The sequence below is a fragment of the Rhizobium sp. ZPR4 genome (genome assembly GCF_040215725.1).
In the GTDB taxonomy this organism is placed as follows: domain Bacteria; phylum Pseudomonadota; class Alphaproteobacteria; order Rhizobiales; family Rhizobiaceae; genus Rhizobium; species Rhizobium rhizogenes_D.
On the sequence record NZ_CP157968.1, the window covers coordinates 733108 to 758269 of the forward strand.

The window sequence follows — 25162 nt, forward strand, 5'->3', positions numbered from 1 at the left end:
TCATGCGACCTTATTTGATCGGGCCGGCGCTGCCCGGGGCACCCGGAAGCTGATTGGGGAACAGCTCGTATTTGCCCTGCTTGTCGGCAGCCACCCACAGGCGCTCACGGATGATCGAATCTTCCGCCCAGTTGAACAGGAAGATCGGAGTGCCTGGAGGAACGTTAGAGAAGCGCTTGTTGATGATGAGAGCTCCCGGATATTCGGTCAGGCCGATATTGTAGAGATGCCCGGTCGAGAGCTTCTGGAACTGCTTCATCAGGGCCACGCGCTCGTCGTTATCCTTCGACGTCGTGAACTTGTTGATGATATCGACCATATCCTTTTCGAAGGGCATCAGGTCCAGCTGACCGCTTTCCGGTGCGCGGTGGTTCCAGCTGGTGCGCGGGCCAACCGGTGCGAGCTGTTCGGTATTCTGTACGACCGAGGCAAGCTCCGTGCTGTTGCGGCGGACCATCCAGTCGAAACGGCCGCTATAATTGGCATCGTCGCGCTTCGGGCCGACGAGCGAGTTGATGATCACTCGAAGGCCGAGCTTCTCCATCTGGCTGACGACACCTTCGGCAAGGCTCTTGTCGGTGGTGTAGTCGCTGCTGACCAGAAGCGTGATCTCGACATCCTTGCCGCCATTGACGCCGGCCGGGAAATTGACGATGCCGTCGCCATCGGTGTCCTTCAGGCCGGCTTTTGCAAGCTCGGCCTTGGCGGCGGCAAGATCGAACGGATAATAGACCGTGGAGTTGCGATCGTAGAATGCGCTGCCGGAGGAGAGGCCGCCGGGATAGATCGCGGTGAACGGTCCCTTGACCAGCGATTCCCCGAGCGCCTTGCGGTCGAGCGCCATGGTGACGGCTTTGCGGAAATCCTCGTTGCGGTTCAGCTCGCGAACCGCCTGCGCACGCTCATCCGGACTGCCCCAGCCGTTGGCTGAGAAATTCATCTGCAAGTTATAGCCGATGAGGCGGGGACCGAAGGCAAGACGAGCCGGGGCATCGGGCTGCGCCGCGCGCTTCAGCGAAGCGACGAAGTTTTCCGGCTGCTCGAGGTTCGAAAGATCGGCGGAGCCGGCAACGGCCTGGACGTCACGATCGGCCCAGGTCGAGAGCTTGTAGTGCAGCTCATTGAGGTAGGGCAGCTGGTTGCCCTTTTCGTCGACCTTCCAGTAGTACGGGTTACGGCGCATGACGATGATATCGTCGGAGCGATACTCGACCGGCACCCAGGCGCCCATGACCGGAATGTTCATATACTCAGGCGGGAAGGCGTTCTTGAACTGGTCGTAGGTATTCTTGGAATATTTGGGGTGCTGCGGTTTCAGGATATGCGACGGTCCCGGGCAGAAATTCGGGTAGGCCATCGTGTAGAGATATTGCTTCGGGAAGGCGTCCTTGAAGGTCCATTCGATGGTGTAGTCGTCGACCTTCCTGAGGGTCGTGCCCTCGCCGAAGGCTTCCGGCGATGCGCCGCCACCGAGCGGCGAGACGTTCGGATCGATGACCTCGTCTTCCCAATAGAACATGATGTCGTCGGCGTTGAAGGGCACGCCATCGGACCATTTCGCCCCTTCGATAAGGTGCATGGTGAGCTTATGACCATCCGGCGACCATTCCCAGCCCTTGGCAAGGTTCGGCAGCGGCTCGGTATCCTTTGCCTGCACCTGGAAGAGCGGTGCTGTGCGCGTCAGGCATTCGGACAATCCGATGTCGATGCCACCCCAGCCCTGTGTCTGGCCGGCGCCATAGTTCCAGCCTTCCGGCCGGCCGCCGATGACATGGCGCAGCGTGTCGCCATAGACGCCGATGCCGTCGGGCATGTTGCCGGTCTTGAAGACCAGCGGCTCTTTCGGCAGGCGATCCTTGACGGGCGGCAACTTGCCGGTCTTGACGAAATTGTCGGTAACCCAAGAAGGCTCGTGATATTCGGGCAGCGCCTTGAACTCCAGAATGGAGCTGCGCTCGACATATTTGATCTTCCCTTCCGCCGGGAAGACCGGTGGGACGGGTGGCACAGTCGGCTCGGCTGCATAGGCGCTGATCGCGATTGCGGATGTGGCAATCGTCAACGCGGCAAGAAGGCCGATCGGTCGAAAATGTCTCATCTTGTTCTCTCTCCCTAAATCGCGAGTGTTCCGTTCAAGGCCCCGCGTTCCTCCATTGAAACGAAAGATGGCTGGCTGAAGCGGGATATCCCCTTAAGATCCCGCCTCAGCCCCTATCTTCCGGCCTGCATAGTCATCAGCCCGCCTGTTTCAGCGCGGCTTTCTCCGCGCGCAACTCCTCGATCGAACGGACGTTGCGGCTTGCCGCACCCTTCCAGTCGCGCGTCTTGACCTTGCTGCGCGACAGGCGATCCTTCGCATCATCCACGGCGTGGGCGTATTGCGGCAGCCAGCGCGCTTCCGCGACGACCATTTCATCGACCATCTGCCAGACCTCCTCCGGCGTGGCGACGGCGCCGACCAGCGGGTCGTGCAGGACGGCGAGCTTCAAGAGATCGATATCGCCGCTGATGGCGGCATGGACCGACATGCGCTGAACGTTGATCGAAGAGATGCATGTCGCAGCGCATGCCTCAGGCAGCGTAATGCCTGCCACCATGTTGATGCCGAAGCGATCGACGAAGCCGGGCGACTCGATGATGGCATCGCTTGGCAAATTGGTGATGACACCATTGTTCTTGACGTTGAAATGGCCGCGATAGACGCGATTGGTTTCCAGCGCTTCGAGAATGTGGCTCGCATGTTCGTTGGAGCGGCGCGCGGGATCGATCGGCTGCGAGGCGCTGTCGAGGATCTGCGGGAATTCCGTCTCGAACCAGTTGCGCGTCTCGGTAGAGTGGCGCAGATAGCCGCCCGTCTCGCCATGGATCCAGTCCGACATGTCGATCCACTTGTTGATCTCGTCGGGGCGCTTGCGATACCAGGGCAGGTATTCGGACAGGTGCCCGTTGCTCTCGGTTGAATAGACGCCGAAGCGCTTGAGCACGTCGATGCGCAGCTTTTCCTGCTGCGAAAACACCGGATGCACTTCAAAGGCTGCGATCAACTCGTCCTTGCCGATCTTGCGGCCGTTGAGGCGCAGGTCGACGAACCAGGTCTGGTGGTTGATGCCCGAGCAGATATAGTCGAGTTCGCTCTTGTCCTTGGCGCCGAGCACTTCGGCGATCTGTTCGGCACCATGCTGGACACCGTGGCAAAGGCCGATCGTGTCGACCTTGCCGTATTCGATCGCCGCCCATGTGTTCATCGCCATCGGGTTGGCATAGTTGAGGAACTTGGCGCCGCTCTCGGCGACCTCGCGGATATCCTTGCAGAAATCAAGAATGACCGGGATGTTACGCTGGCCATAAAGAATGCCGCCGGCGCAGATCGTATCGCCGACGCACTGGTCGATGCCGTATTTCAGCGGGATGCGGATATCCTCGGCATAGGCTTCCAATCCGCCGACCCGCACGCAGCTGATGATATAGCGTGCACCTTCCAGCGCCTTGCGGCGATCCGTGGTGGCGGTGACGCGCGTCGGCAGTCTGTTTGCCTCGACGATCCGGTCAAGGATCGCCTTGATCATCGTCAGATTGTGCTCACTCATGTCCGTCAGCGCGAATTCGACGTCGCGGAATTCCGGCACGCAGAGAATGTCGGTAAACAGCTTTTTCGTGAAGCCGACGCTGCCGGCGCCGATAATAGCGATTTTGAAACTCATGATCCTCACCTTCAAGTCGGTCGAACGAGCAGCAGCAAGGAAGGCAACAGCATTTTCGTCCCATGGTCGCATCAGTTGCGAGAGGGGCCGAAATCGTGGGTTTTCCTCCAATCGCCGGTCCTCGTCGGCGGTCAAGCGCTGTTTTCTGGGCGGGATTATGCCTATAATCACCGAGGCGAACAGAGAACTATTATGCTTTCAAGGGTAATTTTGTGCTGCAAGAATTGATCGATAACGGACAGGTCATGCGGACGGTTTCGCTGCCGCGCGGCCGCCACCGCCTGCACGCTATGCCGACCAGCGCCGGCTATGAAGTCAGGCACAACGAGCCCTATGATTGGGATGGGCGGCGGCGCGGCCAGACGCCGTTCACCGTGCTGCAGCACACGATCAGCGGCACCGGGCGATTGCGCTATGAGAACCGCAGCTATCGCGTGGATTCAGGCGATACGCTGCTGGTGCTCGTGCCGCACAATCATCGCTACTGGTTGGAGAAGGGGGAGCGCTGGGAGTATTTCTGGATCTCCATGAATGGCGAGGAGGCGTTGCGCATCCATCGCCTCATCCTGGCCGCGGCTGGCCCTGTCTTGAAGCTGCAGCAGGCAACCATCGATCATCTGGCCGATTGCAGCCTCCGGCTGGTCAAGGGCGCCAGGACACCCGCCTCGGCTTCGGCCATTGCCTATGAGGCGGCCATGGCGCTCTATGACGATGTTTTCGGCTCGCATGCCTTTGCCGCCGATCGCTCTGTCATGCAGATCGTCATCGATCATATAAACGCCAATCTCGACAAGCCGCTTCCCGTCGATGAGCTCGCGAAGGTGAGCGGCCTCAGCCGCGCGCATTTCTCGCGCGTCTTTGCCGAGAGCGAAGGCGTGCCGCCAGCGGAGTTCGTGCTGCAGCAGCGCATGCAGCGCGCGGCGAAACTGCTGACGAAGGCTGCATTCATTCCGGTCAAGGAGGTGGCGATCATGTCGGGCTTCGACGATGCCAACTATTTCTCGAAGGTATTTCGCCGCATCTATGGCATCAATCCGACGGAATTCCGCACGACGGGCATGTATGCGGCGGTGCGCAGCCCGGTCGAAGAGGCAAGGAGCGGAAGGAGCCGCTTGTGAGGCGAAAGCTGTTTCAATCGGTTGCTTGTCCTGAAAATCGAAATCCGCCAAGCGGTCGCATTGCGCAACGGCGGCGAGCCTGTATAGATATCGCCCCGCGGCGTCCCGCCTGCCTCGCCGCGCGCCTGACTTTCCAGCAACATCTGTTCGTCACCCGATGCGACGGGCTTAATCGATAGGATTGAATATGCGTTCTGTTGTCGCCTTCAACGAATCCTGGACGTTCCATGAGGGGTTTTCGCCTGAGAATGTCGGTCGTCCGCAGGAAGGACAGAGCATTACGCTCCCGCATACTGCCGTCGAATTGCCCTTCAACTATTTCGATGAGAAATCCTATCAGCGTGCCTTCACCTATCAGAAGATCATCAATTGGGATGAGGCGTTTGCGGGGCGCGAGGTAACGCTGGTCTTCGATGCGGCGATGGCCGACGCCGTCGTTTATTTGAACGGTGAGGAGATCGTTGCCCACAAGGACGGCTATACACCGTTCGAGGCGCGCCTGACCGGCCGGCTGCGCAAGGGCGAGAACCTGATTACGGTCAAGATCGATGGCAGCGAGAATCCCGAGATCCCGCCTTTCGGTGGCCGGATCGACTATCTGACCTATGCCGGGATCTATCGCGATGTCTGGTTGAAGGTTGCCGCTCCTGTCTCGGTCGCCAACATCAAGGTTGAAACGGCAGATGTCCTTTCCGACCGCAAATCCGCGACCGTGCGCTGCGATATCTCCAATCCGCAAAATCTCGCTTTCAAGGGCAACGTGAAAGTTACGCTTCGATCTGCTGATGGCGCGGCCATCGCTTCGGGCCAGGCCGACACGTCAGGTGAAAGCGTAAATCTCAACTTTGCCGGCCTTTCCGGCCTTTCGCTCTGGGAGCTCGATAATCCCGCCCTCTATTCTGCCGAAGTGGAACTTACCAGCGATCACGGGGCGGACCGCCTTGCCGCGACTTTTGGCTTCCGTACGGCGAGCTTCACAGCGGAAGGCTTCCTGCTGAATGGCAAGGCGCTGAAGCTGCGCGGCCTCAATCGCCATCAGGCCTTCCCCTATATCGGCTATGCGATGGGTCGCTCGGCCCAGGAGCGTGACGCCGAAATCATGAAGCACACGCTGAAATGCAATATCGTGCGTACCTCGCACTATCCTCAGTCGAAGTGGTTTCTTGACCATTGCGACCGCATTGGCCTGCTGGTCTTCGAGGAAATCCCCGGATGGCAGCATATCGGCGACGAGGAGTGGCAGCAGGAATCGATCCGTAATGTCCGCCGCATGATCGAGCGCGACTGGAACCATCCCTCGATCGTCATCTGGGGCGTGCGCATCAATGAGTCCCAGGATTCCCATGACTTCTACGTCGAGACCAATCGTCTGGCGCGAGAACTCGATCCGACCCGCCAGACCGGCGGCGTGCGTTACATCACCGAGAGCGAAATGCTCGAAGACGTCTACACGATGAATGACTTCATCCTCGGCAATGAGGAGCTGCCAGGCGCCAACCGGCCGCGCACACCGCTGCGGCCGCAGCAGGAAAATACCGGTCTTTCCAAGGACGTGCCCTATCTGATCACCGAATTCGGCGGGCATATGTACCCGACGAAAATCTACGATCAGGAGCAGCGCCAGGCCGAGCATGTGCGCCGGCATTTGGAAGTGCTGAACGCCGCCTATGGCGATCCGTCGATATCAGGCGCCATCGGCTGGTGCATGTTCGACTATAACACCCATAGCGATTTCGGCTCGGGCGACCGCATCTGCTACCACGGTGTTATGGACATGTTCCGTGAGCCCAAATTCGCGGCTTACGTCTATGCCAGCCAGTGCGAGCCCGCGGAAGAGATCGTCATGAAGCCCGTGACGATCTGGGCACGCGGCGAGCGCAATATCGGTGGCGCGCTGCCGCTCATCGTGCTCACCAACTGCGATGAGATCGAGCTGCGCTATGGGTCGCTGACCAAGCGTCTCGGTCCGGACCGGGAAACCTTCCCGCATCTGCCGCATCCTCCCGTCGTCTTCGATCACCGTTCCTTCACGCCGGACGAACTCGGCGTCTGGGGAATGGAGTGGGAGGACGTGCATTTCACCGGCTATATCGGCGGCAAGATGGTGGTGGAGCAGCACATGGTCGCCAATCCGCTGCCGACGTCGCTGCAGATCGAGGCTGATGCGGATACCTTGCGTGCCGGCGAACGCGATACGGTGCGTATCATCGTGCGTGCGCTCGATCAGGCCGGCTCACGTCTGGCGTTCCTCAATGAAGCCATCACGATCAAGGTCGATGGGCCGGCCAAGGTCATTGGGCCGGAAACTGTGGCATTCCAGGGCGGAACCACGGGTTTCTGGCTGCAGGCAACCGGAGATGCCGGCGCGATCAAGCTCGAAGTAGCGTCATCGCGCTTTGCAAGCCAAAGGCTGAGCCTCACCGCGAAATGAACGGCAAGCCGGCTCTCGTCGTTAGGCGGCAGAGCCGGCAACTTCGCTCGCACCTTGTGGGATCGACTGCAGCAGCGTCTGTCGCGCCGAGGCGAGGTGCTGGCGGCAAGCCGCATCGATCCTTCGCTGATCGCGCGATTGCAGGGCTTCGATATAGTCGAGATGTTCGGTTACGGCGCGGGCGTTGCGTTCGCGGGCATATGCCTTGTTCCACTGATAGTGATAGTGAAAAATGATGGCGATGACATCGTAGAAATCGGCGATGAAGCGGTTCTTCGATGCGCGATGGATGAGCAGGTGGAACTTCTCGTCGAGGCGCGAGAAATCGCGGTAATGCGCGTCGAAATCCTTGAGCAGCTCGTGGTGCTCCCGTTCGATCGCCCTGAGTTCCTCCCAGGCGCGGTGTTGGGCGGGCAAACGACCGAACTCGGCTGCCGAATGCAGCTCGAACATCTCGCGTACATCGGCAAGCTCGAGCGCGAATTCGCTGGTGAAGCCCTTGAGAATCCAATGGCTGTTCGGCCGCTTCTCGATCAGGCCGAAACGGCTGAAACGAATGAGGAATTCGCGCACGACTGAAGTCCCGGTGCCGATCTCGCGCGCCAGTTCCAGTTCGTTGATCTGCATGCCGGGCTGGGCTTCGTCGGACATGATGCGCATCATGAAGCTGCGCTCGATGATGTCGTGTAGTGAATCGGTCTCTTCCTTCGGGAAGAAATCGTCCTCCGTCGGCGGTCGTAGAACCGTCTTCTGCCGCTTGTTCCAGAGAATGATGCCGGCGTCACTTAGACGCATGAGGATCGCGCGCGCCGTGCTGCGGCTGACGCCGAGTTCGGCAGCGATTTCAGGCTCGCTCGGCAGCTCCGTATCGGGCTTCAGGCGCGCCGCATAGCGATTATACGCCTCCTTGAAGAGCGTGTTTTGCCTTGCCATTTCCCCCTCGCGTATCGTCACCGCTCTTTACCGGCGGCGCTGTCTGAACCATGATTGAATGGCAGTCAATTGCAGGAGTGTTGACGGAACCGCACCAGCCACCTTCCTCCCGGGCATGAGGCGATTTGCTCGTTGACACCAAAATGTTTATTGTAGATAAAAAACAAAATCAATTGGTGGATGGACTATCGGGAGCTGACCGTCGCCAAGGATGAAAGAGGAGAATGGAGTGGCCGGCTCGAGGTCGCTTCGAAGCCGGTCCAAGATCGGCGGAAATGAAATGACAGCCATCACAAGGGAGAGGTGATGCGAAGAAGAACAATCGGCAGGACGGACCTCGAGGTCACGGAGATCAGCTTCGGTGCTGCGGCGCTGGGTGGCCTCTATCGTGCCTGTCCGCGCGACCAGGCAATGGCGACCCTTCAGGCGGCCTGGGACAGCGGTATCCGCTATTTCGACGTTGCGCCCTGGTATGGTTTTGGCCTTGGCGAACGCCGTGTCGGCGATTTTCTGCGAGACCAGCCTGAGGATAGCTATGTGCTGTCGACCAAAGTCGGCCGGCTCATGCGCCCGGTGCCGACCGACAAGGTGCCGAATTACGGCTATGTCGACCCGCTGCCTTTCGATGCCGATTACGACTACTCCTATGACGGCATCATGCGCTCGGTCGAGTTCAGCTATGCCCGTCTCGGGCTCAATCGCATCGATATTCTCTATGTCCACGATATCGGCGGCTATACCCACGGCAAGGCGCTGAACGACCGCTATCTCGGGCAGCTCCTGGGGTCCGGGTTGAAGGCTCTCGAGGAGCTGAAATCATCCGGTGCGATCAAGGCCTATGGTCTCGGCGTCAACGAGGTGCCGGTCTGCCTGGATGTGATGAACGCGGCCGATATTGACTGCATCCTGCTCGCCGGCCGCTATACGCTGCTCGATCGATCTGCCGTTGCCGAGTTGCTGCCGCTTTGCGAAAAGAAGGGAACGTCGCTGGTCGTGGGCGGGGTCTTCAATTCGGGTATTCTGGCGACTGGCCCTGTGCCCGGCGCACATTTCGATTATCTGCCGGCGACGCCGGATATTCTGGCCAAGGTGGGGGCGATGGAGGAGATCGCCCGCAAGCATGGCCTGCCGCTTGCCCAGCCAGCGCTTCAGTTTCCGCTGCGCAGCCCTTGCGTGGCTTCGGTGCTGATCGGCACGGCAAAGCCGGAAAGTCTTGTCCGCAACATGCAGCTCGTGGAGCCAAGGCTTCCCGACAGCCTCTATACGGAATTCGAAGGTTTGACCGTGGTCGCGCCTCCTTTGGGAGATGAGGCGGTCAGGGTTTAGAGCAATTCCAGGAAAAGTGCGAAGCGGTTTTCCGTCCGGAATTGCGTGAGACAGCAGATGGAGCGGTTTTGCGATTCCGTGAAACGCTGAACCGCTCCAGCAGATTGGGAGCTATCGAGCCGTCGGGAGAGACGGCTTCGAGGAGGAGGAAAGCCTGTTTTGCGTCGGTGGCCTTTTCGCCGCGCGATGCGTGATGCCGCAAGGCGTCACGATACCGAGCCGTAAGCGTTCAGCGGCAGGTGTGCAGGAGAGAGAGCGCGTTGAGAGGAGAAGCAGATGAAAATTGCCAAGTCACTTCTGTCCCGCCGCAGCTTTACCGGCCTTGCCGGCGCTGCCATCATAGCGATGGCGATGCCCGTGCAGTCCTTCGCGGCTGACGTGACCATCCCGATCATCGTCAAGGATACGACATCCTTCTACTGGCAAATCGTTCTTGCCGGCGCCCGCCAGGCGGGCAAGGATCTCGGTGTGAAGGTGCCGGAACTCGGCGCACAGTCGGAATCCGATATCAACGGCCAGATCAGCATTCTCGAAAACGCTGTTGCCGGCAAGCCGGCCGCCGTCGTCATTTCGCCGACCGAGTTCAAGGCGCTCGGCAAGCCCGTGGATGAAGCCGCCAAGTCCGTGCCGGTCGTCGGCATCGACTCCGCCGCCGATTCCAAGTCTTTCGTCTCGTTCCTGACGACCGACAACACGCAAGGCGGACGCATCGCCGCTGACGGCCTTGCCGCTGCCATCAAGGGCATGACTGGCAAGGAAGAGGGTGAGATCGCCATCATCACCAGCCTGCCGGGCGTCGGTTCGCTCGACCAGCGCCGTCAGGGCTTCCTGGAAGAGGTCAAGAGCAAGTATCCGGGCCTCAAGGTCGTTGCTGATAAATATGCGGACGGTCAGGCCACGACCGGCCTCAACATCATGACCGACTTGATCACCGCCAATCCGAAGCTCGTCGGCGTCTTCGCCTCCAATCTGATCATGGCGCAGGGCGTCGGCCAGGCGATTGCTGAAAACAAGCTCGGCGACAAGATCAAGGTCATCGGCTTCGACAATGACGACAAGACCGTCGGCTTCCTGAAATCAGGCGTTCTTGCCGGCCTCGTGGTGCAGGACCCGTACCGGATGGGTTATGACGGCATCAAGACCGCGCTCGCTGCTTCCAAGAAGGAAAAGGTCGAGGCCAATGTCGACACCGGCGCCAATCTCGTCACCAAGGCGAATATGAGCGATCCGAAGATCGACGCCCTGTTGAACCCGAAGGTCAAGTAAGGCTGGAGGCCGCGCCCGTGTGATCGGGCGCGGCCTTTTCGTCTGGCTGCTTCTGCGAGGCGGTCGCGCGGTGATGCGAGAGGGAGGAGACCTCATGACGAGCCTTGAAGAAATCAGCCATCGGCACGACGACACCGTCAAGACGGAAGCAAACCGCATTCCGGCCGGCTCGCCCATCCTTGAGCTTAAAGGTCTGCAGAAGCGATATGGCTTCGTCGAGGCGCTGAAGCCGGCGACCGTCACGTTTCTGGCCGGCGAGATCCATGCGATCGTCGGCGAGAACGGCGCGGGCAAATCGACCCTCATCAAGCTCCTCACTGGGGTTATTACAAGGACATCAGGCGAAATCTTCTGGTGCGGTCATCCCGTGGCGCTCGCAACGCCGAATGAGGCGATCGCCCGCGGCATCAATGCCGTGCATCAGGAAGTGGTGCTCTGCCCGCATCTGACGGTCGCGGCCAATCTTTTCCTTGGCGATGAAGTCAACCGCTTCGGCCTGATGCGCAAGAAGCAGATGGTGGCGATGGCACAGACCGTGCTCGACGATCTCGGCTTCGGACTACCGGCCGGTGAGCTCCTGAGCTCCCTTACCATCGGCCAGCAGCAGCTGGTCGCAACCGCCAGAGCCGCGATGCGCGGCACGCAATTTCTGATTTTCGACGAGCCGACTGCCTATCTCACCCGCCAGGAATCGGCGCAACTGTTCAAGCTGATCCGTCGCTTGCAGGGCGAGGGCGTGACGATCGTCTATATCAGCCATCGCATGGAAGAGGTGTTCGAACTGGCCGACCGGGTCTCCGTCTTACGTGACGGCACGCATGTCGGCACCCGCACGATCGCCGAAACCAACGAGGACGAGTTGATCAAGCTGATGATCAATCGCTCCATCGAGCAGATTTACCACAAGGAGGAGATACCGATCGGCGACACCATCCTCGAGGCGCGCGGCCTTTCCGGCCCCGGCTTCGAGAATGTTTCGCTCAGCGTTCGTGCCGGCGAGATCGTCGGCCTTTACGGGTTGATCGGTGCCGGCCGCAGCGAGTTCGCGCTTGGTCTCTACGGACGCCAGCCACTTTCGGCCGGAGAGATCTACTGGCAGGGGCGCAAGGTCGACATCCGCAACGAGCGTGATGCGATGGATCTCGGCATTGCGCTGGCGCCCGAAAGCCGGCGCGATCAGGGGCTCTGCCTCAATCTGCCGATCGGGCTGAACATCAATCTGCCCGTTTTCAAGCGGCTAAGCCGCGGCCCGATCATCAACAATAAGGGCGAAGCTGCCAATGCCGACAAGCAGATTCGCGATCTCAGCATCAAGACGCCGAGCCGGCGGGTTCTGGTCTCCGCCATGTCGGGCGGCAATCAGCAGAAGGTGGTCATCGGCAAATGGCTAAGCCATGGCGCCAAGCTCTTCATCTTCGACGAGCCGACCGTCGGCGTCGACGTCGGGACGAAGGCCGAGATTTATAGACTGTTTGCCAAGCTGCTGCGCGCCGGCGCCGGCATTATCGTCATCTCCTCCTATCTGCCTGAGGTCTACGAGCTTGCCGACCGCCTGCACGTTTTCCGCCACGGCCAGCTGGTCGCCAGCCATGATTTCCATGCGGCAACGCACGAGGAAGTCCTTGGCGAGGCAATCGGCGTTTGAACAATAAACAAGTCTAAAGAGGGAGAACAAAAATGGCCGCGAATACGACAGAAGGCCCGACCGTAGCGCCGCGGCGCAAGATGAATATCCTCTTCAGCTTGACGCTGATCCTGCTGCTGCTGGCGCTCTGGATTGTTCTTGGCTTCTGGACCGACAAATTCTGGACGCCGCTCAACATCACCAATCTGATGCGCCAGGGCTCAATGACGGCCATTCTTGCGCTCGGCCAGACCTTCGTCATCATCACGGCGGGCATCGATCTTTCCGTCGGAGCGATTGTTGGCTTCTGCACCGTCATCATCGCCTGGCTGCTGCAGGCCGGATTTCCGGTCTGGGCCGCAATCCTCATCACCTTGCTGTTCGGGGTCTTGATCGGCGCGTTCCATGGCTTCGGCATCGTGCGCATGGGCTTGCCGCCCTTCATCATCACGCTCGCGACACTGACATCGCTTCGCGGTATCGGTCTTCTCATCACCAACGGCTCCACGATCAACATCGTCAATGATGATTTCACCAATTTCGCCGTCTCGGATTTCTTGGGGATCCCGAGCCTGTTCTGGATGGTGATCCTGGTGGCGATCCCGGCTGTTATCTTCCTGCATCTGAGCCGCTGGGGGCGCTATCTCTTCGCTGTCGGCTCAAACCGCGAGGCAGCCCGGCTTTCCGGCGTCAACGTCAACTGGATGATCTATCTCGCTTATATCCTGTCGGGAACCTGCGCCGCCTTCGTCGGCGTTCTCCTGGCCTCGCGCATCGCCATCGGCAATGCCACCCAGGCCGATGGCTGGGAGCTGCAGGCGATCGCCTCGTCGGTCATCGGCGGAACCAGCCTCTTCGGCGCAGTCGGTACGGTTTATGGCCCGCTGATCGGCGCTTTCATCCTGGCGACCATCAACAACGGCGCCAACCTGTTAAATCTCAATTCCTTCTGGCAGCGCATCATCACCGGCGTCCTGATCATCGTCATCGTCTATTTCGATCAGTTACGCCGCCGCCGGGCCTAGGCACATGATTGGACATGAAGCGATGATCGAGCGGCAGCTATCCCGCCCGATCGTCGCCCCGCTCGTTATCAGGGAGTGACTTCGCGGATCACCTTGGAGCTCCATGGGCACCAGATGTATCCGGGCAGGAATGCGCCGCCGGCTTCATCGAGATGGTCGTTGACATAATTGGTGGTTGCGTCGCAGACCTCGATTGACACTTCGAAGAAGTCGATCGAATCCGGGTCCATGTAGAAATCCAAATTCGGATTGTAGGATTTCCTCCCTACCTTGATCCTTCCGATGACGTGAACTTTATCCTTTTCTTCCCCGGAGAGGATTTTCAGGACATGGGCGATCTTCGTTTCATCCGTAAGCTCGAATACAAACTTGGCGTCGTATGGGCTGGTTTCGAACTCGAAATAGCGAGCCATAAATTTTCTCCATGTTGAAAATTGGAATAGGGCAACGTTGGTTAGGTGAGCTTCCACTTGCGGAAGCCTCGTGAAAATTAGTTTTTGCTTAACTTATTTCAATCCATCGATTTTATTGGGTTTTATCCAATTTTTTCTGACCGATGCGCAGGCATTTTCATATTCCGCCGGTATTGCCGATCCTGATCGGAGGACGGGCGTTGTAGAGGTGGCGTGGCTTTGTCAGGAGCTGCCAATGCGCCATGATCTTTCTGTCGAAAGCGCGCGAAACAGAGGCGGAATTTATTGTTTTGGTGTCGCCTGGATTTGCCTCGATCGCTGGTTTCACCAGGGCAGTGATTTAAGTCAACGGACCTGCAAGGAGATAGAGTGGTTCAGCTTCTCATGGAATCTCTGGACGGCTCTATCTCTTTATTTTAAGCAATTATGGACGGAAAACCGCTGTGCACTTTTCCTGGAATTGCTCTAACGATCGGGTCGCACGATTGCCCAGAAGGTGGCGCCGACCACGGCCCACGTCGTCCCGAATGCAAGCGGCACATAGGGGCGATGGACGATGACTTCCATCAGGTATGAGAGCGCGAAGCCCGGCCCGAGCGTAGCGAAGGCTGCAATGAAACCGACGACCCACGCGATGATCGCAAGCACGAACCATGTAACCAGATAAGCTCGAAGCGAGCGGCGGCCCCGCCTGCCCAGCCATATATGCGATGGCAGTCCAATGGCGAGGACGGCCGCATATCCTAGGAGCGCACCTGCCGAAGTCGCCGTCCAGATCCATGACGGCCTGCTGGTATCGCTCAGGACATGTGGCACCGGCCAGAAGAGGGCGGTAGCGACGGCGAGAAGGAAGGGGACCCAGAGCGGAGCCAGCAGCAAAGCGGTTGCCAAACGTTTCATGTGGGGTCCGTGAACCGAGGATAGTGACGGCGGATCGCAGTCGCCGTGGAGTTTTCGAATTTCGCGTCCGCCCATAGGACGTTCTCCGATGCGTGTCGTCAAGCGCCCGCGAGCATAAGCGGGCGGGATTGCGCAATGGTTGTACGGAGCGGGAGCTTCAGGCGGGCGAGGGGCGTGATCTCTGCCAGCTCAGGTTCTTCAGAAGATTGCGCAATGGCTTTTCGACGGCTTCATAGGCACAGATGCCGAGAACGGTGCCACCGATGACGCCGATGAAGGTAATGGCGTCAGAAGGTATCTGCATCGACGCCATCAGCTTGACGACCACCGAAATGGCCAAGGTGTGCCAGAGGTAGATCGAATAGGAGCTGTTGCCGAGATAGGTAAGAAGGGGGATGGAGGGCAACTTGCCGCTGCGCTCCACCGACACCATGCCGAGCACGAGGGCAACAGCGAGCGGTCCACAGGTTAGCTCGTCGAAGTCCAGGCCGAGGATCTGGATCGTGGCAAAGCCCGACAGGGCGACGGCGATCAGGGCAAGGCCGAGACCTGCCCCCGGCACGTGTCCGGATAGCCAGAGGCGCCCGAGGATGGCGCCGGCGACGAATTCCAGGATGATCGGCCGCGTATAGGTCAGAAGCAGCGGCGACTGCGGATCGATGATGCCGCCAGCAAGGACGAAGGCGAGGAAGATCGCCGTCATCCCGGCAAGCCGCAGCCGTTGCGGCAGAAACAGGCAGGCAGCGAAGATGACGTAGAAGAACATCTCGAAATTCAGCGTCCATCCCTGCACCAGAACCGGCCAGATCTCGCCACCGCCTGCGCTTGGCGAGCGAACGGGAATGAACAGCAGCGAGCCGAGAATATGGCTTGCCGTCAGCTTCATGTTCGGAAACAGGCCGATAACGGCGCCGACGATCATGATGGCGGTCACGATCCAGTAGGATGGCGCGATGCGCTGCAGCCGGTCGAGCGCAAAGCGCAGCGGCGTTACCGGCCGGCGCTCGCTCATGGTCCACATGATGAAGCCGCTGATGACGAAGAAGACGTCGACGCCTGCGGCTCCAATGCGAAAATGGCCGCCACTGCGTTCGGCGGCGTGAAACAACACTACGGCGAGCGCGGCAAAGGCACGGAGATATTGAATGCCGTAGAGTGTCTTCATTGACCGGGTCGCGGCTCCCAGTTGACGGGAGGCACGAATTGTATCTGCTCATCCACTCGCGATGGCGCGTTCGTTGGCATACGCGCTCGCATGGAGAGCTTTCCTGCTGTGAAGTAGAACAGGAAGGAGCCGACATGGTACGGATTGAGAATGTCGATCTCCACGAAGGAGCGGATCAGCAACAGGGTCGCGACACCTAGAAGGATGTAGGATTCATCGTTTCTGATGTCGCTCAGAAAACGGCTGATATGGCCGATGAAAGCCGTCAGCAGGATCGAGGCGAGCAAGAAGACGCCGATGAGTCCGGTTTCGACCGTAGTTTCGATATAGGTATTGTGAAAATGGAAGCCGGCGCGGGAGGCGATAAAAAACTCATCCCACAGTCGCTCGGGCTCGGAGAAACCCTGGACCCAGTAGGCTTGATAGCCGACGCCGAAGAACGGGTTCTGCTGCGCAGCCGCGATTCCCTGCTGCCAAAGATAGGTACGTCCGGTGAGCGTGGAATCCTTGCCAAAGGCGCCGAGAACAAGATCGACCGCACCGAGATAGACGCCGGCAACTGCAATGATGATGCCGGAGACGGCCGCTGTCACAAACAGCCTTTTACGCTGCTTGGGCGACAGATATAGGATCACACGCAGGCTTATGCATAACACCACGACCAATCCCGTCGTCAGCACCGATGTTGCCGATGCCGAAGCATGGAGGCAATAGGCCGACAGCAGGCCGGCAAATCCTGCACCCAGCATCCAGATCCGACGTTCGCCAAGGACGAAGACGGCGGCGAAGGCGAAGTAGATGCCGAGCGAGGCGTAAAAGCCGAGCTGGTTCTTGGAGTCGAAGGCGCCGACGAAGCTGTAGCTTCCGTCGATTGGATCGTAGGCATAATAGCCGAACAATATCGAATAGATGAGCACGATGGCGGTGCCTGCGATCGCGCCCCGCGTCAGCGTGCGGATATCGAGCGTGCGCATGGCGACCAGGGCGCAGAAGATATGCGTCATGTACTGGATCGCCGCGCGCGCGGTCACGGAGGGGACGACCGACCAGAAGATCGACAGGCAGGTGAAAACCCCGAACGCGAAGAGCCAGAGCTGTCTGTTATAGCTGCCGAGCACATTCCGGTAGTCGATCATGACAAGCGGAAACCACAGGGCGTAGTAGAGCAGGATGGATGGCTGGCCGAAGCGGGAGGAATAGGCAAAGACGAAGAAAGAGAGAGCAATCGCCACCATGCCATAGGTGGCGTTGCTGCCTGGACGCACAAAGAGCGATTTGGCTATCCGCATCGACTTTCCTATCGCATGGCAAGGCCGGTATTGACCTTGATCAAGTCGCCCGGCAGTACCTGCGTGTTTTCCTGAGCCTGGATTTCCTTCGGCTGGCCGTTTTCGTCACGAATGATCGTGTAGGAAATGCTTACACCCGGTCCGCTCGGATCGAGGTTGCCGGCGTCGGCCGATTGAGCCACGGCTTCCTGCATGAGTGATTGGCTGGTCGACAGCTTGAGCTGCAGCGTTTCCAGCTGCGTGTCCGTGTCCTGCATGTCCTGGGCCAACGAGCTCTGCCAGTCGTTATGCAGAGTAATCTCGTCCTGATTGGCCTTGTTGATATCCTGCTTGGCTTTCAGGGACGCGGTTTCCGTATCGAGAAGCGTCGCTTCCAGGTCGGAGGCACGCTGTTCAGCAGAGATTCTGCGGGAGGCAAGCTCCAGCCCGCGCTCGGTCAGGCTTTCGACTTTGTCGCGATCGGCCTTGGCCAAATCGAGCTGACGGCTCTGCGTGTCGTTCTTCTTCGAAAGGGCCTCGACTTCGTTCTGCAAGAGCGCCTTCAAGTCTTCCAGCGATTGCAGTTGCGTTTTCATGCGCTTGCTGCGCGTATCCATCAGCGCTTTCTCGCTCGCGAGCAGATCTGCCGCTTGCGGCAATTGCTTCAGCTCCGTCGGCACATCGATATCATCCTTGCTAGCCAGTTCGGCCAGCAGGCGCGCCTTGCGCATCAGCAGGCGACCGCGCTCCGCCATATAGACGACGGCGTCGCCCTTGGCATTGATGAAATCGCGGGCAAAGCGTTGTCCGGCATCGGCACGGCGCATGCCGCCACCGAGGCTTACGGCTTTCAGCACGGTCAGGTTGGGCGCGAACGGATATTCGCCGGGATTCTGGATTTCTCCCGAAAGATAGATCGGCCGGAACTGCGACATTTCAACGGAAGCCGACGGGCGATCACGCAGGCCGAACTGCTTTTGCAGTCCAAGGCCGATGGCGTCGGCGATCTGATCCGTGGTCTTGCCGACTGCGGGCATGTCCCCGATGAAAGGAACCGAGATCGAGCCGGATGGCCCTACGGTGTAGTCGCCCGAAATCACCGACCAGTCGCGGATGGTACCTTCGGCGGTCTGCCATTCGGCAACGCGCACATGTAGCTTGTCCATGACGCCCAGATGATATCCGGGAAGGTTTTCGGCCGAAGCCGAGACGGAAGCTACGCAAAGGCTGAGGGCTACGAAGGATGCGCAGCGCAGCGATGTCTTGACGCGTACAAGCCTTTTGGAAGGCCGAAATTCAATCATGCAGGATCTTCCCTGTTATTGGTAGGCAACCCGCAAGACGCGGGAAAACCGCAGGAAACCTCCCGCGGTATCTGCCAGTCATCATCAATAGCTGCCGCGCGAGAGGCAGACTGCAGGAATGGTTTTGGCGATGATCACCATGTCGCTGCTGAGCGACCAGTTCTTCACATAATGCGTATCGAAGGCGACGCGGCTTTCATAGGAGACGTCGTTGCGGCCGCTGACCTGCCAGAGGCCGGTCAAGCCCGGACGAGACTGCAAATAATAGATTGCCGAGGTCTCATAGCGCTCGAGCTCGTCTTCCACGACCGGGCGTGGTCCGACAACGCTCATTTCGCCGCGGATGATGTTGATGAGCTGCGGCAGCTCGTCGAGGCTGAGTTTGCGCAGGACGGCACCGACGGTGGTGACGCGGGGGTCGTTCTGCAGTTTGCGCGTTGCGCGCCACTCGTCCATTGCCTTGGGATTGGACTGCAAGTGGGTATGCAGCACCTTGTCGCCATCGACGACCATGGTGCGAAACTTCAGGCAACGGAAAGTCTTGCCATTATGGCCGATACGGCGATGGCCGTAGAAAGCGGGGCCGCGGTCTGTAAGTTTCACCAGCAGCATCAGCATTAGAAAGAGCGGGCTGATGAAAATCAAAGCGAGCATAGCGGTAGAGACGTCGAAAACACGTTTCAGTACTCCACCAGTGGGCGGAAAGACGTCGCTTTCCGCGGCGCTGAAAAAAGCCGATGTGGCCGATCTCGTCGCAGACTTCATAGAGAAAACTCCATTCATGTTGACGATTGGTCGGAAATTCTCGGACGCGTAATTAGAGCCGGGATGATCGGAGTGTAGGTTCCGATTTGGACTTTTTAAGCCAAACTTTTGTAGCGATATGGCATGGCGGTATATATTTACCGCATCAATGGTGACTTGGTTTAAATCAGTGATCGGTTATAGATGGGTTGTACTGTATCGCGCTGCGTATAAAGGCACGGCTAGCAGCTCTGCCGCGTCATAGTCGACGATTTCTAAGGATGTTATAGGTATCGAACGGTAAGTTGTTCATTATCATTGGCTTCGATAGCCTGTGCTCGGTTTCCCTTCAGCTATATGCTATCCTAATTTCTTCATAGGATATATTGCGCTGCAGCAATATTTTGCGGTGCACATACTGCGATCGGATTTTTCAGGACTTTGTAATAAAAGTTGATTGAATTGGCGATGAAACCACAGGGGCGTGGCTGACCGCGTGCCTCGCTATAATTGCATTATTTCATTACATCTCCATATAATTGCAAAGAGAAAGATGAACAAATTCAATTGTAATTATAATCGAGGTGTAGTTTTAACAGGCCCGGCGTTAGGGTCGTCTCAAATCGCAACGGATCAACGTGACTTGGTTGAATCTCAATGAATCATAAAATATATTTGAGTTTCGGGTCTGATAAGGGAGGAAAGACCTTGATCGTTTTTTATATGATGGCAGAGCGGGCGAGGTAAGATTATGTATGCGCCCCGCGTTTTCATCAGCATGTTGGGCACGCTGATCGTATTTGCTATCGCAACATATTTCCTGACGAACTCGCTTTCGACCACGCTGATCGAAACGGTGATCTGTGCCGTCCTTCTGCAGGTCGGTTATTTCCTGGGCGTGCTCTACCTTGTGTGGAAAGAGCGCAAAGCGCACGAGGCCCTGTTGAACGAAGACAAGGTGCCAGTGGGCCAGGAGGAGGGCAAGGTCGCCGGTCTGTCCGCATCCAGTTTGAAGCGGTCCGAGCCGTTCAACCCTTGACAGGGTAGACAATCAGATCTTTTGACGACCCGGCGGTTGCCGGATCAGAGCCATGTCCTAAGTCTCCGCCTGAACCATTGGAGGCTGACGTGACCGACCGTGCAGAAAAAAGTGTCTGCGTAATCATTGCCGCGAAGAATGCCAGTGACACCATCGGGCTGGCCGTTGCCTCGGCCCTTCGGGAGCCCGAAGTGGCTGAAGTCGTCGTCATCGACGACGGTTCGACGGATGGAACCGCCGCCGCCGCCGCCAAGGCCGATGACGGCAGCGGCAGGCTGACAATCCAGGAATTCGAGAAGAATCGCGGTCCCGCCGCAGCACGCAATCACGCGATCGAGATATCCAAGGCTCCGTTGATCGGCATTCTCGATGCCGACGATTTCTTCTTTCCGGGGCGTTTCGCTGCGCTGCTTGCCGCTGATGATTGGGATTTCGTTGCCGATAACATCGCCTTCGTCAGTGCCGACACCGTTCCTGAGGCGCATGCACGGCTCGATCATTTCGATGCAAAGCCGCGTTTTCTCGATCTTGCTGCTTTCGTCGAGGGCAATATTTCCAAGCGCGGCGTGCGCCGCGGTGAGATCGGCTTCCTGAAGCCCTTGATGCGGCGTTCATTTCTGGATGCGCATGGCCTGCGCTACAACGAGGCGCTGCGCCTCGGCGAAGATTACGATCTGTATGTGCGTGCGCTGGCCAAGCGCGCACGCTACAAGATCATCCACAGCTGCGGTTATGGCGCGGTCGTGCGCAGCGATTCCCTGAGCGGCCGGCACAAGACAGAGGATTTGCGCCGCCTCTATGAGGCTGACCGGACCATTCTTGCCAAGGGCGGGCTTTCTTCAGAAGATGCTGCGATCATCCGCCGTCATGAGCAGCATATCCGCGATCGCTACGAGCTGCGGCATTTCCTCGACATTAAGTCGCAGTCGGGACTCTTGTCTGCCGCGATTTATGCACTTTCGCATCCCTTCGCCATCCCGGCGATAGCCGGAGGCATTCTCACGGACAAGACAGAGCGCTTCCGTAAGCGGAGCGGCGCGCCCATTGCCCATGCCGGTGCAAACGGCCTGCGCTATCTTCTGCAGGCCGCTCCGAAATAGCGGTATCGCGGCTTATAGATAGTCGCGGCGTACACCTTCGATCACATTGAGGAGGCGCTCCTTGCAGGCTGCCAGCGCGCTGTCCTTGCTCAGCTGCGGCCTTGCCTTGCTTGCCTGCCAAAGAGCCAGGGCGGAAGGCATGGCAAGCGCCTGCTTCGCCATGACGCGCAGCGTGGTCTGTTCTGGATCGGCAAGCATCACGTTTTCCCCGTAGCGCTGCTTTCCAAGCTCGGCTGCTGCCAGCGTGCTGCGCTCAAAGCCAACGCCCCAGAATTTCGCACCCTTGGCGATCGCCTCGGCGCGGGTTGAAACGGGAATGTGCTTCGGCTGATAGGTGACGCCGAGCGAGCGAGCCCAGTCGTTCCATTTGAAGCTGTTGATGGAGCGTGAGGAGCTGACTGCAATCCACGGAACGCGGAAAGCATCGGCAAGGATGGCGCCGTGCATGGATTCCGCAACGATCAGTTCGGAGGCGGCAATTTCGCGGATCACGGCCTTCGCCTCGCCGCGGGGGTCGAGATAGGAAAGGCCGACGGTCTTGCAGATTTCAGGCCAGAGGCCAGCGGCAGCCGATTCCCAATGCGGAATGAAGGTGCGCTTGCCATTTTTCGAAATGTTCTGGAATTCCGGCATTTCCGTCACCAGGACGGCGGGATCGACGATGCCCATTTCGGCGCGCAAGCCAGCCTTTTCCGCCGTCAGCGGGCCACGCACGCTGCGGACATCCCATTGCGAAGTGTCGCGCATATCGGGAAGGGAACCATAACCGAAGCCGCTGCCGATGACGAGCTTGCGTCCGTCGTGAGGCAGGATCTCTGTGTTCAGGACGGTTCCGACGCCGACCAGCAGTGTTTCCGCGTGAACATCGCGAAGGCCGGGGAGTAGGAAATCCCAGAGCCAGAGATTGAGATCATCACCGAAATTGCCATGGGTGGATTCCCAGTGGAACGGCTTCATACAGGACTCCTTGCTGATCCAAACGATAGCGGGGCATGCCGTGGCTCTTCGATGCGGCATGCGCAGCTCATGCTGCGCTGCAAAATCTAGGGCGCGAGCTTGCCGACGGCAAGCTGCATGACGCTTTGTAAAATCGCCGGGTCGCGGAAGGCCCATTTTGCCAGCAATCCAAATTGCGGCATACGCCGCTGTCGCATCTGTCGCGCCTGGCTCCAGAGCGCCTGCCGCCGGGCGCGGTTTTTATAGAGACGGATGGACTCGACATCCTGCGGCCGACGCGAAAATCTTTGCTCCAGTGTATTGAGCGCCGTCCATGTATTGAATTGCTGACGCAGGAATTGCGGGGAGTCATTGTCGATGCTGTGGAAGATGTTCACGCCTTCGCCGCGCAGTGCACCGGCGTTTTCGCACAGCAATACCCGCTTGGCTGCGAGAATGCAGTCGCAGAAGAACAAGACATCCTCCGCCGCCAGCCGCAATGACGGCTCGAAACGGATCTTTTCGAACAGCGGCCGCCCGATCACCATGCAGGACATGTGCAAAAAGCTCCAATCCTGCAGCATGACGCTGGCGATGTTCGGGATTTCGACGACGGCGGGCCTGTCCGACAATCGTATCGTATCGGCCGATTTCCCAAGCTCGGCGATGCTGAAGTGATAATAGAACTCCTTGCCGCCATCGATGGAGTCCCAGTAGCAATCGGCATTGTAATGGGTCAGCGTTCCGAAGGCATTGCTGAGATGCTCCGGTGCCCATTCGTCATCGGAATCCAGGAAGGCCACGAACCGGCTCTCGGCCGGCACGCTATTAAGGCCGGTATTGCGAGCCCCGCCCGGACCCGCATTGGCCTGACGGATCACACGGATGCGCTTTCTTTCTTCGCTGCTCAGCGACTGCAGCTCGCCTTCTGCCGGAAGTGGGGATTCATCATCGACGATGAGGATATCGAAATCCTGAAATGTCTGCCGGGATATCGAGTTCAACGCGCGCTGCAGAACGCCGGTTTGCTTCTGATAGAACGGAATAACAATCGTGATAGACGCCATTTTCCCGCCTTTACGGTTTTGATTCAAGGGCTTGCGGTCTCATCCCCCGAGGGCATGATCATTGGCTTTCCAACGGCATCCGCGCCAATTTCCCGGCCGATTGACCCATAACGGAGGTCGTTGTGACGCCAACAGGTAGCGTCCAATCGGTGTCGAGCAATGTTGAGAAACGAGATTTTCTCAAACTTTATCCGCGCGTGGCAGCATTCAGACCGTCCGGCCGACGGATCATTGTGATACATTGCGCATCATGATCGCGCGTTATTGCACTCATGAGGGGAGCGATGTGAATTGCTTTTCTTATAAGGATTGAAATGCTGTCGCATTTTGGTCATGGTTCGCCCACTAAACTCTGCTGCGCTGCAAAAAATCTTCACCTTCCAGTAAAAAAACAGGGTGGGTCGGACCCCTTCGCCGGAAACCGGCATCGAAACATCGAGCGGGCGTCTAAGTGCCTTCTGCAGCAGAGCTTTTCTCCGATTCAAATCGATTATTCCACGCTTAAACGCGTACAAATCGGCGTTTTTTGCACTGATCCGCATATGATTTTTTGCTCAATTTTGCTGCGGTGCCATATTCCCTTTCCGAAGAGCGCCCTAGGTTACCTCTGCGAGCTCTGCTCTGTTTGAAATGGCTGCGAGGGGGGGATGCAGCCCGAAGAAGGGGTGACAGACATCGTGAATGTGACTGCCAACGTGTCTTCGCGGATAAACCTCATGCGTATCGTGCTCATCTCGGGCATAATCTTTGTCCACATACCGTTCGATCCGCATACCAGCCCGTTCAACGGTGCCTATGGTTTTTTCGATTGGCTGCGCGTGTTCCTGCGTGACAGTTTGTTCCGTGTCGGTGTTCCCTGCCTGAGCGTGATCTCCGGTTACTTGCTGTTTCGTAATGGAAAGGCACCGCAGAGCTATACAAAGACCATTGGCCGGAAGACAAAGACAGTTATTCTGCCGTTCCTGTTGTGGAATAGCACTTTCTTCCTATTCGTATTGCTTCTTCAGTACTACGGTATAGGCGATGGGTATCTGCCGGATCTGTCGGAAGCCAATCCGCATACGATATCAAATCTCTTGCTGGCTATCGACGGTGAACCGATAAATCTGCCGCTCTATTTTTTGCGCGATCTTTTTGTTTGCATTTTGCTGTCGCCGGTACTGGCTTTTCTTATCCGTCGTGCTCCGTTACCGACATTGGTCTTTCTGCTTCTGCTTGCAGCCTGGCCCATATCTATCGGGATAGTGTTGCGGAACTCGATCCTCTTCAGCTTCAGCTTCGGAATTTACCTGAGCCTCCATCGTATCGATGTGACGCTCATAGATCGCTATGCCGCCCTGATAGCACCTGCCTTCATTGCGCTTGCAGCGCTTCTGGCAACGGCTGCCTACATGACAGGGCCCGGATTGCCGTTGTGGCTTGAGGTTTGTCGCAATCTGATGGTGCTGGTGGGTATTCCCGGCTTCTGGGCGCTATCGGCAATCTTCATCCGCAGCCGGATCGGGCAGGGCCTGGCAGGAACCGGCAGCCTCAGCTTCTGGATTTTTTGCGCCCATTATCCGCTGCTCTTCTGTCTCTGGGTTCTTTGGAACCGCGGTGGCAGCGAGCTCTATCCGATTTTCTATCTTCTGGCGGCCGCACTTGCCTTGCTGTTGCTGCCCTTGACCAATGGCATGGCGCGCTACGCCCTGCCAAGCTTCCACAACCTGCTGACCGGCAGCCGGGCACGCCCGCAAAGCGAAATCCGCGCCGCCCAGAACCGCGCTGCCGAAGATCGGCAAGTGCGTTCGAAGCAAAGGTGA

The 25162-nt window shown here is 58.3% G+C and carries 21 protein-coding genes; 10 read left to right on the forward strand and 11 right to left on the reverse strand.

From position 1 onward, the window contains the following. Positions 1 to 10: 10 nt before the first annotated feature. The gene (locus tag ABOK31_RS22920) at positions 11 to 2098 is read right to left on the reverse strand and encodes an ABC transporter substrate-binding protein (protein ID WP_349961032.1); all 2088 of its coding nucleotides are present in this window, start codon (positions 2096 to 2098) and stop codon (positions 11 to 13) included. A gap of 136 nt (positions 2099 to 2234) precedes the next feature. After that, positions 2235 to 3701 carry an alpha-glucosidase/alpha-galactosidase gene (locus ABOK31_RS22925; RefSeq protein ID WP_349961035.1) on the reverse strand — a complete coding sequence of 489 codons (1467 nt, stop codon included), beginning with the start codon at positions 3699 to 3701 and terminating at the stop codon, positions 2235 to 2237. 212 nt (positions 3702 to 3913) lie between these two features. Between ABOK31_RS22925 and ABOK31_RS22930 the strand changes: the two genes are divergently transcribed. Together ABOK31_RS22930 and ABOK31_RS22935 are read left to right on the forward strand one after the other, a co-directional pair. Further along, the gene (locus ABOK31_RS22930; protein WP_349961037.1) at positions 3914 to 4819 is read left to right on the forward strand and encodes an AraC family transcriptional regulator; all 906 of its coding nucleotides are present in this window, start codon (positions 3914 to 3916) and stop codon (positions 4817 to 4819) included. Between the two features lie 187 nt (positions 4820 to 5006). Further along, positions 5007 to 7250 (forward strand): glycoside hydrolase family 2 TIM barrel-domain containing protein, encoded by a 2244-nt coding sequence (locus ABOK31_RS22935; protein ID WP_349961039.1) that lies wholly within the window; start codon positions 5007 to 5009, stop codon positions 7248 to 7250. Positions 7251 to 7271: 21 nt separating this feature from the next. On the opposite strand, the gene ABOK31_RS22940 is transcribed toward ABOK31_RS22935, so the two are convergent. Then, the gene (locus ABOK31_RS22940; protein WP_174181875.1) at positions 7272 to 8183 is read right to left on the reverse strand and encodes a GntR family transcriptional regulator; all 912 of its coding nucleotides are present in this window, start codon (positions 8181 to 8183) and stop codon (positions 7272 to 7274) included. Between the two features lie 306 nt (positions 8184 to 8489). Here ABOK31_RS22940 and ABOK31_RS22945 point away from each other — a divergent pair, with 306 nt between their 5' ends. The 4 genes from ABOK31_RS22945 to ABOK31_RS22960 all read left to right on the forward strand — a co-directional run bounded on the left by ABOK31_RS22945 (position 8490) and on the right by ABOK31_RS22960 (position 13424). Continuing rightward, a complete protein-coding gene (locus tag ABOK31_RS22945; RefSeq protein WP_349961041.1) occupies positions 8490 to 9509 on the forward strand; it encodes an aldo/keto reductase in 1020 nt (339 codons plus the stop codon). Positions 9510 to 9785: 276 nt separating this feature from the next. Further along, a complete protein-coding gene (locus ABOK31_RS22950) occupies positions 9786 to 10775 on the forward strand; it encodes an ABC transporter substrate-binding protein (RefSeq protein WP_349961043.1) in 990 nt (329 codons plus the stop codon). Positions 10776 to 10869: 94 nt separating this feature from the next. Next, positions 10870 to 12420 carry a sugar ABC transporter ATP-binding protein gene (locus ABOK31_RS22955; protein WP_174181877.1) on the forward strand — a complete coding sequence of 517 codons (1551 nt, stop codon included), beginning with the start codon at positions 10870 to 10872 and terminating at the stop codon, positions 12418 to 12420. A 32-nt stretch (positions 12421 to 12452) separates the two neighbouring features. After that, positions 12453 to 13424 carry an ABC transporter permease gene (locus ABOK31_RS22960; RefSeq protein WP_174181878.1) on the forward strand — a complete coding sequence of 324 codons (972 nt, stop codon included), beginning with the start codon at positions 12453 to 12455 and terminating at the stop codon, positions 13422 to 13424. A gap of 68 nt (positions 13425 to 13492) precedes the next feature. Here ABOK31_RS22960 and ABOK31_RS22965 read toward each other — a convergent pair whose 3' ends face one another. Next, complete coding sequence (locus tag ABOK31_RS22965) at positions 13493 to 13837, reverse strand: calmodulin (RefSeq protein WP_349961045.1); 345 nt, start codon at positions 13835 to 13837, stop codon at positions 13493 to 13495. 70 nt (positions 13838 to 13907) lie between these two features. On the opposite strand from ABOK31_RS22965, the gene ABOK31_RS22970 reads away from it, so the two are divergent. Then, a complete protein-coding gene (locus tag ABOK31_RS22970; RefSeq protein WP_349961047.1) occupies positions 13908 to 14306 on the forward strand; it encodes a hypothetical protein in 399 nt (132 codons plus the stop codon). Here ABOK31_RS22970 and ABOK31_RS22975 read toward each other — a convergent pair. The 5 genes from ABOK31_RS22975 to ABOK31_RS22995 all read right to left on the reverse strand — a co-directional run bounded on the left by ABOK31_RS22975 (position 14303) and on the right by ABOK31_RS22995 (position 19239). Next, positions 14303 to 14737 carry a hypothetical protein gene (locus ABOK31_RS22975; protein WP_349961048.1) on the reverse strand — a complete coding sequence of 145 codons (435 nt, stop codon included), beginning with the start codon at positions 14735 to 14737 and terminating at the stop codon, positions 14303 to 14305. The genes ABOK31_RS22970 and ABOK31_RS22975 overlap by 4 nt on opposite strands. A 157-nt stretch (positions 14738 to 14894) precedes the next feature. Further along, positions 14895 to 15902: an acyltransferase gene (locus tag ABOK31_RS22980; RefSeq protein ID WP_349961050.1), complete on the reverse strand. Its 1008-nt coding sequence runs from the start codon at positions 15900 to 15902 to the stop codon at positions 14895 to 14897. Next, positions 15899 to 17191, reverse strand: coding sequence for an O-antigen ligase (locus ABOK31_RS22985; RefSeq protein WP_349961052.1), 1293 nt, complete (start codon positions 17189 to 17191; stop codon positions 15899 to 15901). Before ABOK31_RS22985 ends, ABOK31_RS22980 begins: the two co-directional genes overlap by 4 nt. A gap of 8 nt (positions 17192 to 17199) precedes the next feature. Then, entirely contained in the window at positions 17200 to 18474 is a 1275-nt protein-coding gene (locus ABOK31_RS22990) for a polysaccharide biosynthesis/export family protein (protein ID WP_174181888.1), read from the reverse strand. 84 nt (positions 18475 to 18558) lie between these two features. Next, the gene (locus ABOK31_RS22995) at positions 18559 to 19239 is read right to left on the reverse strand and encodes a sugar transferase (RefSeq protein WP_174181890.1); all 681 of its coding nucleotides are present in this window, start codon (positions 19237 to 19239) and stop codon (positions 18559 to 18561) included. 730 nt (positions 19240 to 19969) lie between these two features. Between ABOK31_RS22995 and ABOK31_RS23000 the strand changes: the two genes are divergently transcribed. Together ABOK31_RS23000 and ABOK31_RS23005 are read left to right on the forward strand one after the other, a co-directional pair. After that, on the forward strand, positions 19970 to 20257 hold the full coding sequence (locus ABOK31_RS23000) for an exopolysaccharide production repressor protein (RefSeq protein WP_349961053.1): 288 nt from the start codon (positions 19970 to 19972) through the stop codon (positions 20255 to 20257). An 89-nt stretch (positions 20258 to 20346) separates the two neighbouring features. Further along, positions 20347 to 21357: a glycosyltransferase family 2 protein gene (locus ABOK31_RS23005; protein WP_349961054.1), complete on the forward strand. Its 1011-nt coding sequence runs from the start codon at positions 20347 to 20349 to the stop codon at positions 21355 to 21357. A 12-nt stretch (positions 21358 to 21369) separates the two neighbouring features. Here ABOK31_RS23005 and ABOK31_RS23010 read toward each other — a convergent pair whose 3' ends face one another. After that, entirely contained in the window at positions 21370 to 22314 is a 945-nt protein-coding gene (locus ABOK31_RS23010; protein WP_349961055.1) for a polysaccharide pyruvyl transferase family protein, read from the reverse strand. Between the two features lie 86 nt (positions 22315 to 22400). Next, positions 22401 to 23360, reverse strand: a complete 960-nt coding sequence (locus tag ABOK31_RS23015) for a glycosyltransferase family 2 protein (protein WP_349961057.1) — start codon at positions 23358 to 23360, stop codon at positions 22401 to 22403. A gap of 647 nt (positions 23361 to 24007) precedes the next feature. On the opposite strand from ABOK31_RS23015, the gene ABOK31_RS23020 reads away from it, so the two are divergent. Then, positions 24008 to 25162, forward strand: coding sequence for an acyltransferase (locus ABOK31_RS23020; protein ID WP_349961058.1), 1155 nt, complete (start codon positions 24008 to 24010; stop codon positions 25160 to 25162).

Excerpts from the sequence above, each read along its gene's own strand:
- ABOK31_RS22920 (WP_349961032.1), bottom strand. The coding sequence starts at position 2,098 with ATGAGACATTTTCGACCGATCGGCCTTCTTGCCGCGTTGACGATTGCC.
- ABOK31_RS22925 (WP_349961035.1), bottom strand. The coding sequence starts at position 3,701 with ATGAGTTTCAAAATCGCTATTATCGGCGCCGGCAGCGTCGGCTTCACG.
- ABOK31_RS22935 (WP_349961039.1), top strand. The coding sequence starts at position 5,007 with ATGCGTTCTGTTGTCGCCTTCAACGAATCCTGGACGTTCCATGAGGGG.
- ABOK31_RS22940 (WP_174181875.1), bottom strand. The coding sequence starts at position 8,183 with ATGGCAAGGCAAAACACGCTCTTCAAGGAGGCGTATAATCGCTATGCG.
- ABOK31_RS22945 (WP_349961041.1), top strand. The coding sequence starts at position 8,490 with ATGCGAAGAAGAACAATCGGCAGGACGGACCTCGAGGTCACGGAGATC.
- ABOK31_RS22950 (WP_349961043.1), top strand. The coding sequence starts at position 9,786 with ATGAAAATTGCCAAGTCACTTCTGTCCCGCCGCAGCTTTACCGGCCTT.
- ABOK31_RS22955 (WP_174181877.1), top strand. The coding sequence starts at position 10,870 with ATGACGAGCCTTGAAGAAATCAGCCATCGGCACGACGACACCGTCAAG.
- ABOK31_RS22960 (WP_174181878.1), top strand. The coding sequence starts at position 12,453 with ATGGCCGCGAATACGACAGAAGGCCCGACCGTAGCGCCGCGGCGCAAG.
- ABOK31_RS22965 (WP_349961045.1), bottom strand. The coding sequence starts at position 13,837 with ATGGCTCGCTATTTCGAGTTCGAAACCAGCCCATACGACGCCAAGTTT.
- ABOK31_RS22975 (WP_349961048.1), bottom strand. The coding sequence starts at position 14,737 with ATGAAACGTTTGGCAACCGCTTTGCTGCTGGCTCCGCTCTGGGTCCCC.
- ABOK31_RS22980 (WP_349961050.1), bottom strand. The coding sequence starts at position 15,902 with ATGAAGACACTCTACGGCATTCAATATCTCCGTGCCTTTGCCGCGCTC.
- ABOK31_RS22985 (WP_349961052.1), bottom strand. The coding sequence starts at position 17,191 with ATGCGGATAGCCAAATCGCTCTTTGTGCGTCCAGGCAGCAACGCCACC.
- ABOK31_RS22990 (WP_174181888.1), bottom strand. The coding sequence starts at position 18,474 with ATGATTGAATTTCGGCCTTCCAAAAGGCTTGTACGCGTCAAGACATCG.
- ABOK31_RS22995 (WP_174181890.1), bottom strand. The coding sequence starts at position 19,239 with ATGAAGTCTGCGACGAGATCGGCCACATCGGCTTTTTTCAGCGCCGCG.
- ABOK31_RS23000 (WP_349961053.1), top strand. The coding sequence starts at position 19,970 with ATGTATGCGCCCCGCGTTTTCATCAGCATGTTGGGCACGCTGATCGTA.
- ABOK31_RS23010 (WP_349961055.1), bottom strand. The coding sequence starts at position 22,314 with ATGAAGCCGTTCCACTGGGAATCCACCCATGGCAATTTCGGTGATGAT.
- ABOK31_RS23015 (WP_349961057.1), bottom strand. The coding sequence starts at position 23,360 with ATGGCGTCTATCACGATTGTTATTCCGTTCTATCAGAAGCAAACCGGC.
- ABOK31_RS23020 (WP_349961058.1), top strand. The coding sequence starts at position 24,008 with ATGCAGCCCGAAGAAGGGGTGACAGACATCGTGAATGTGACTGCCAAC.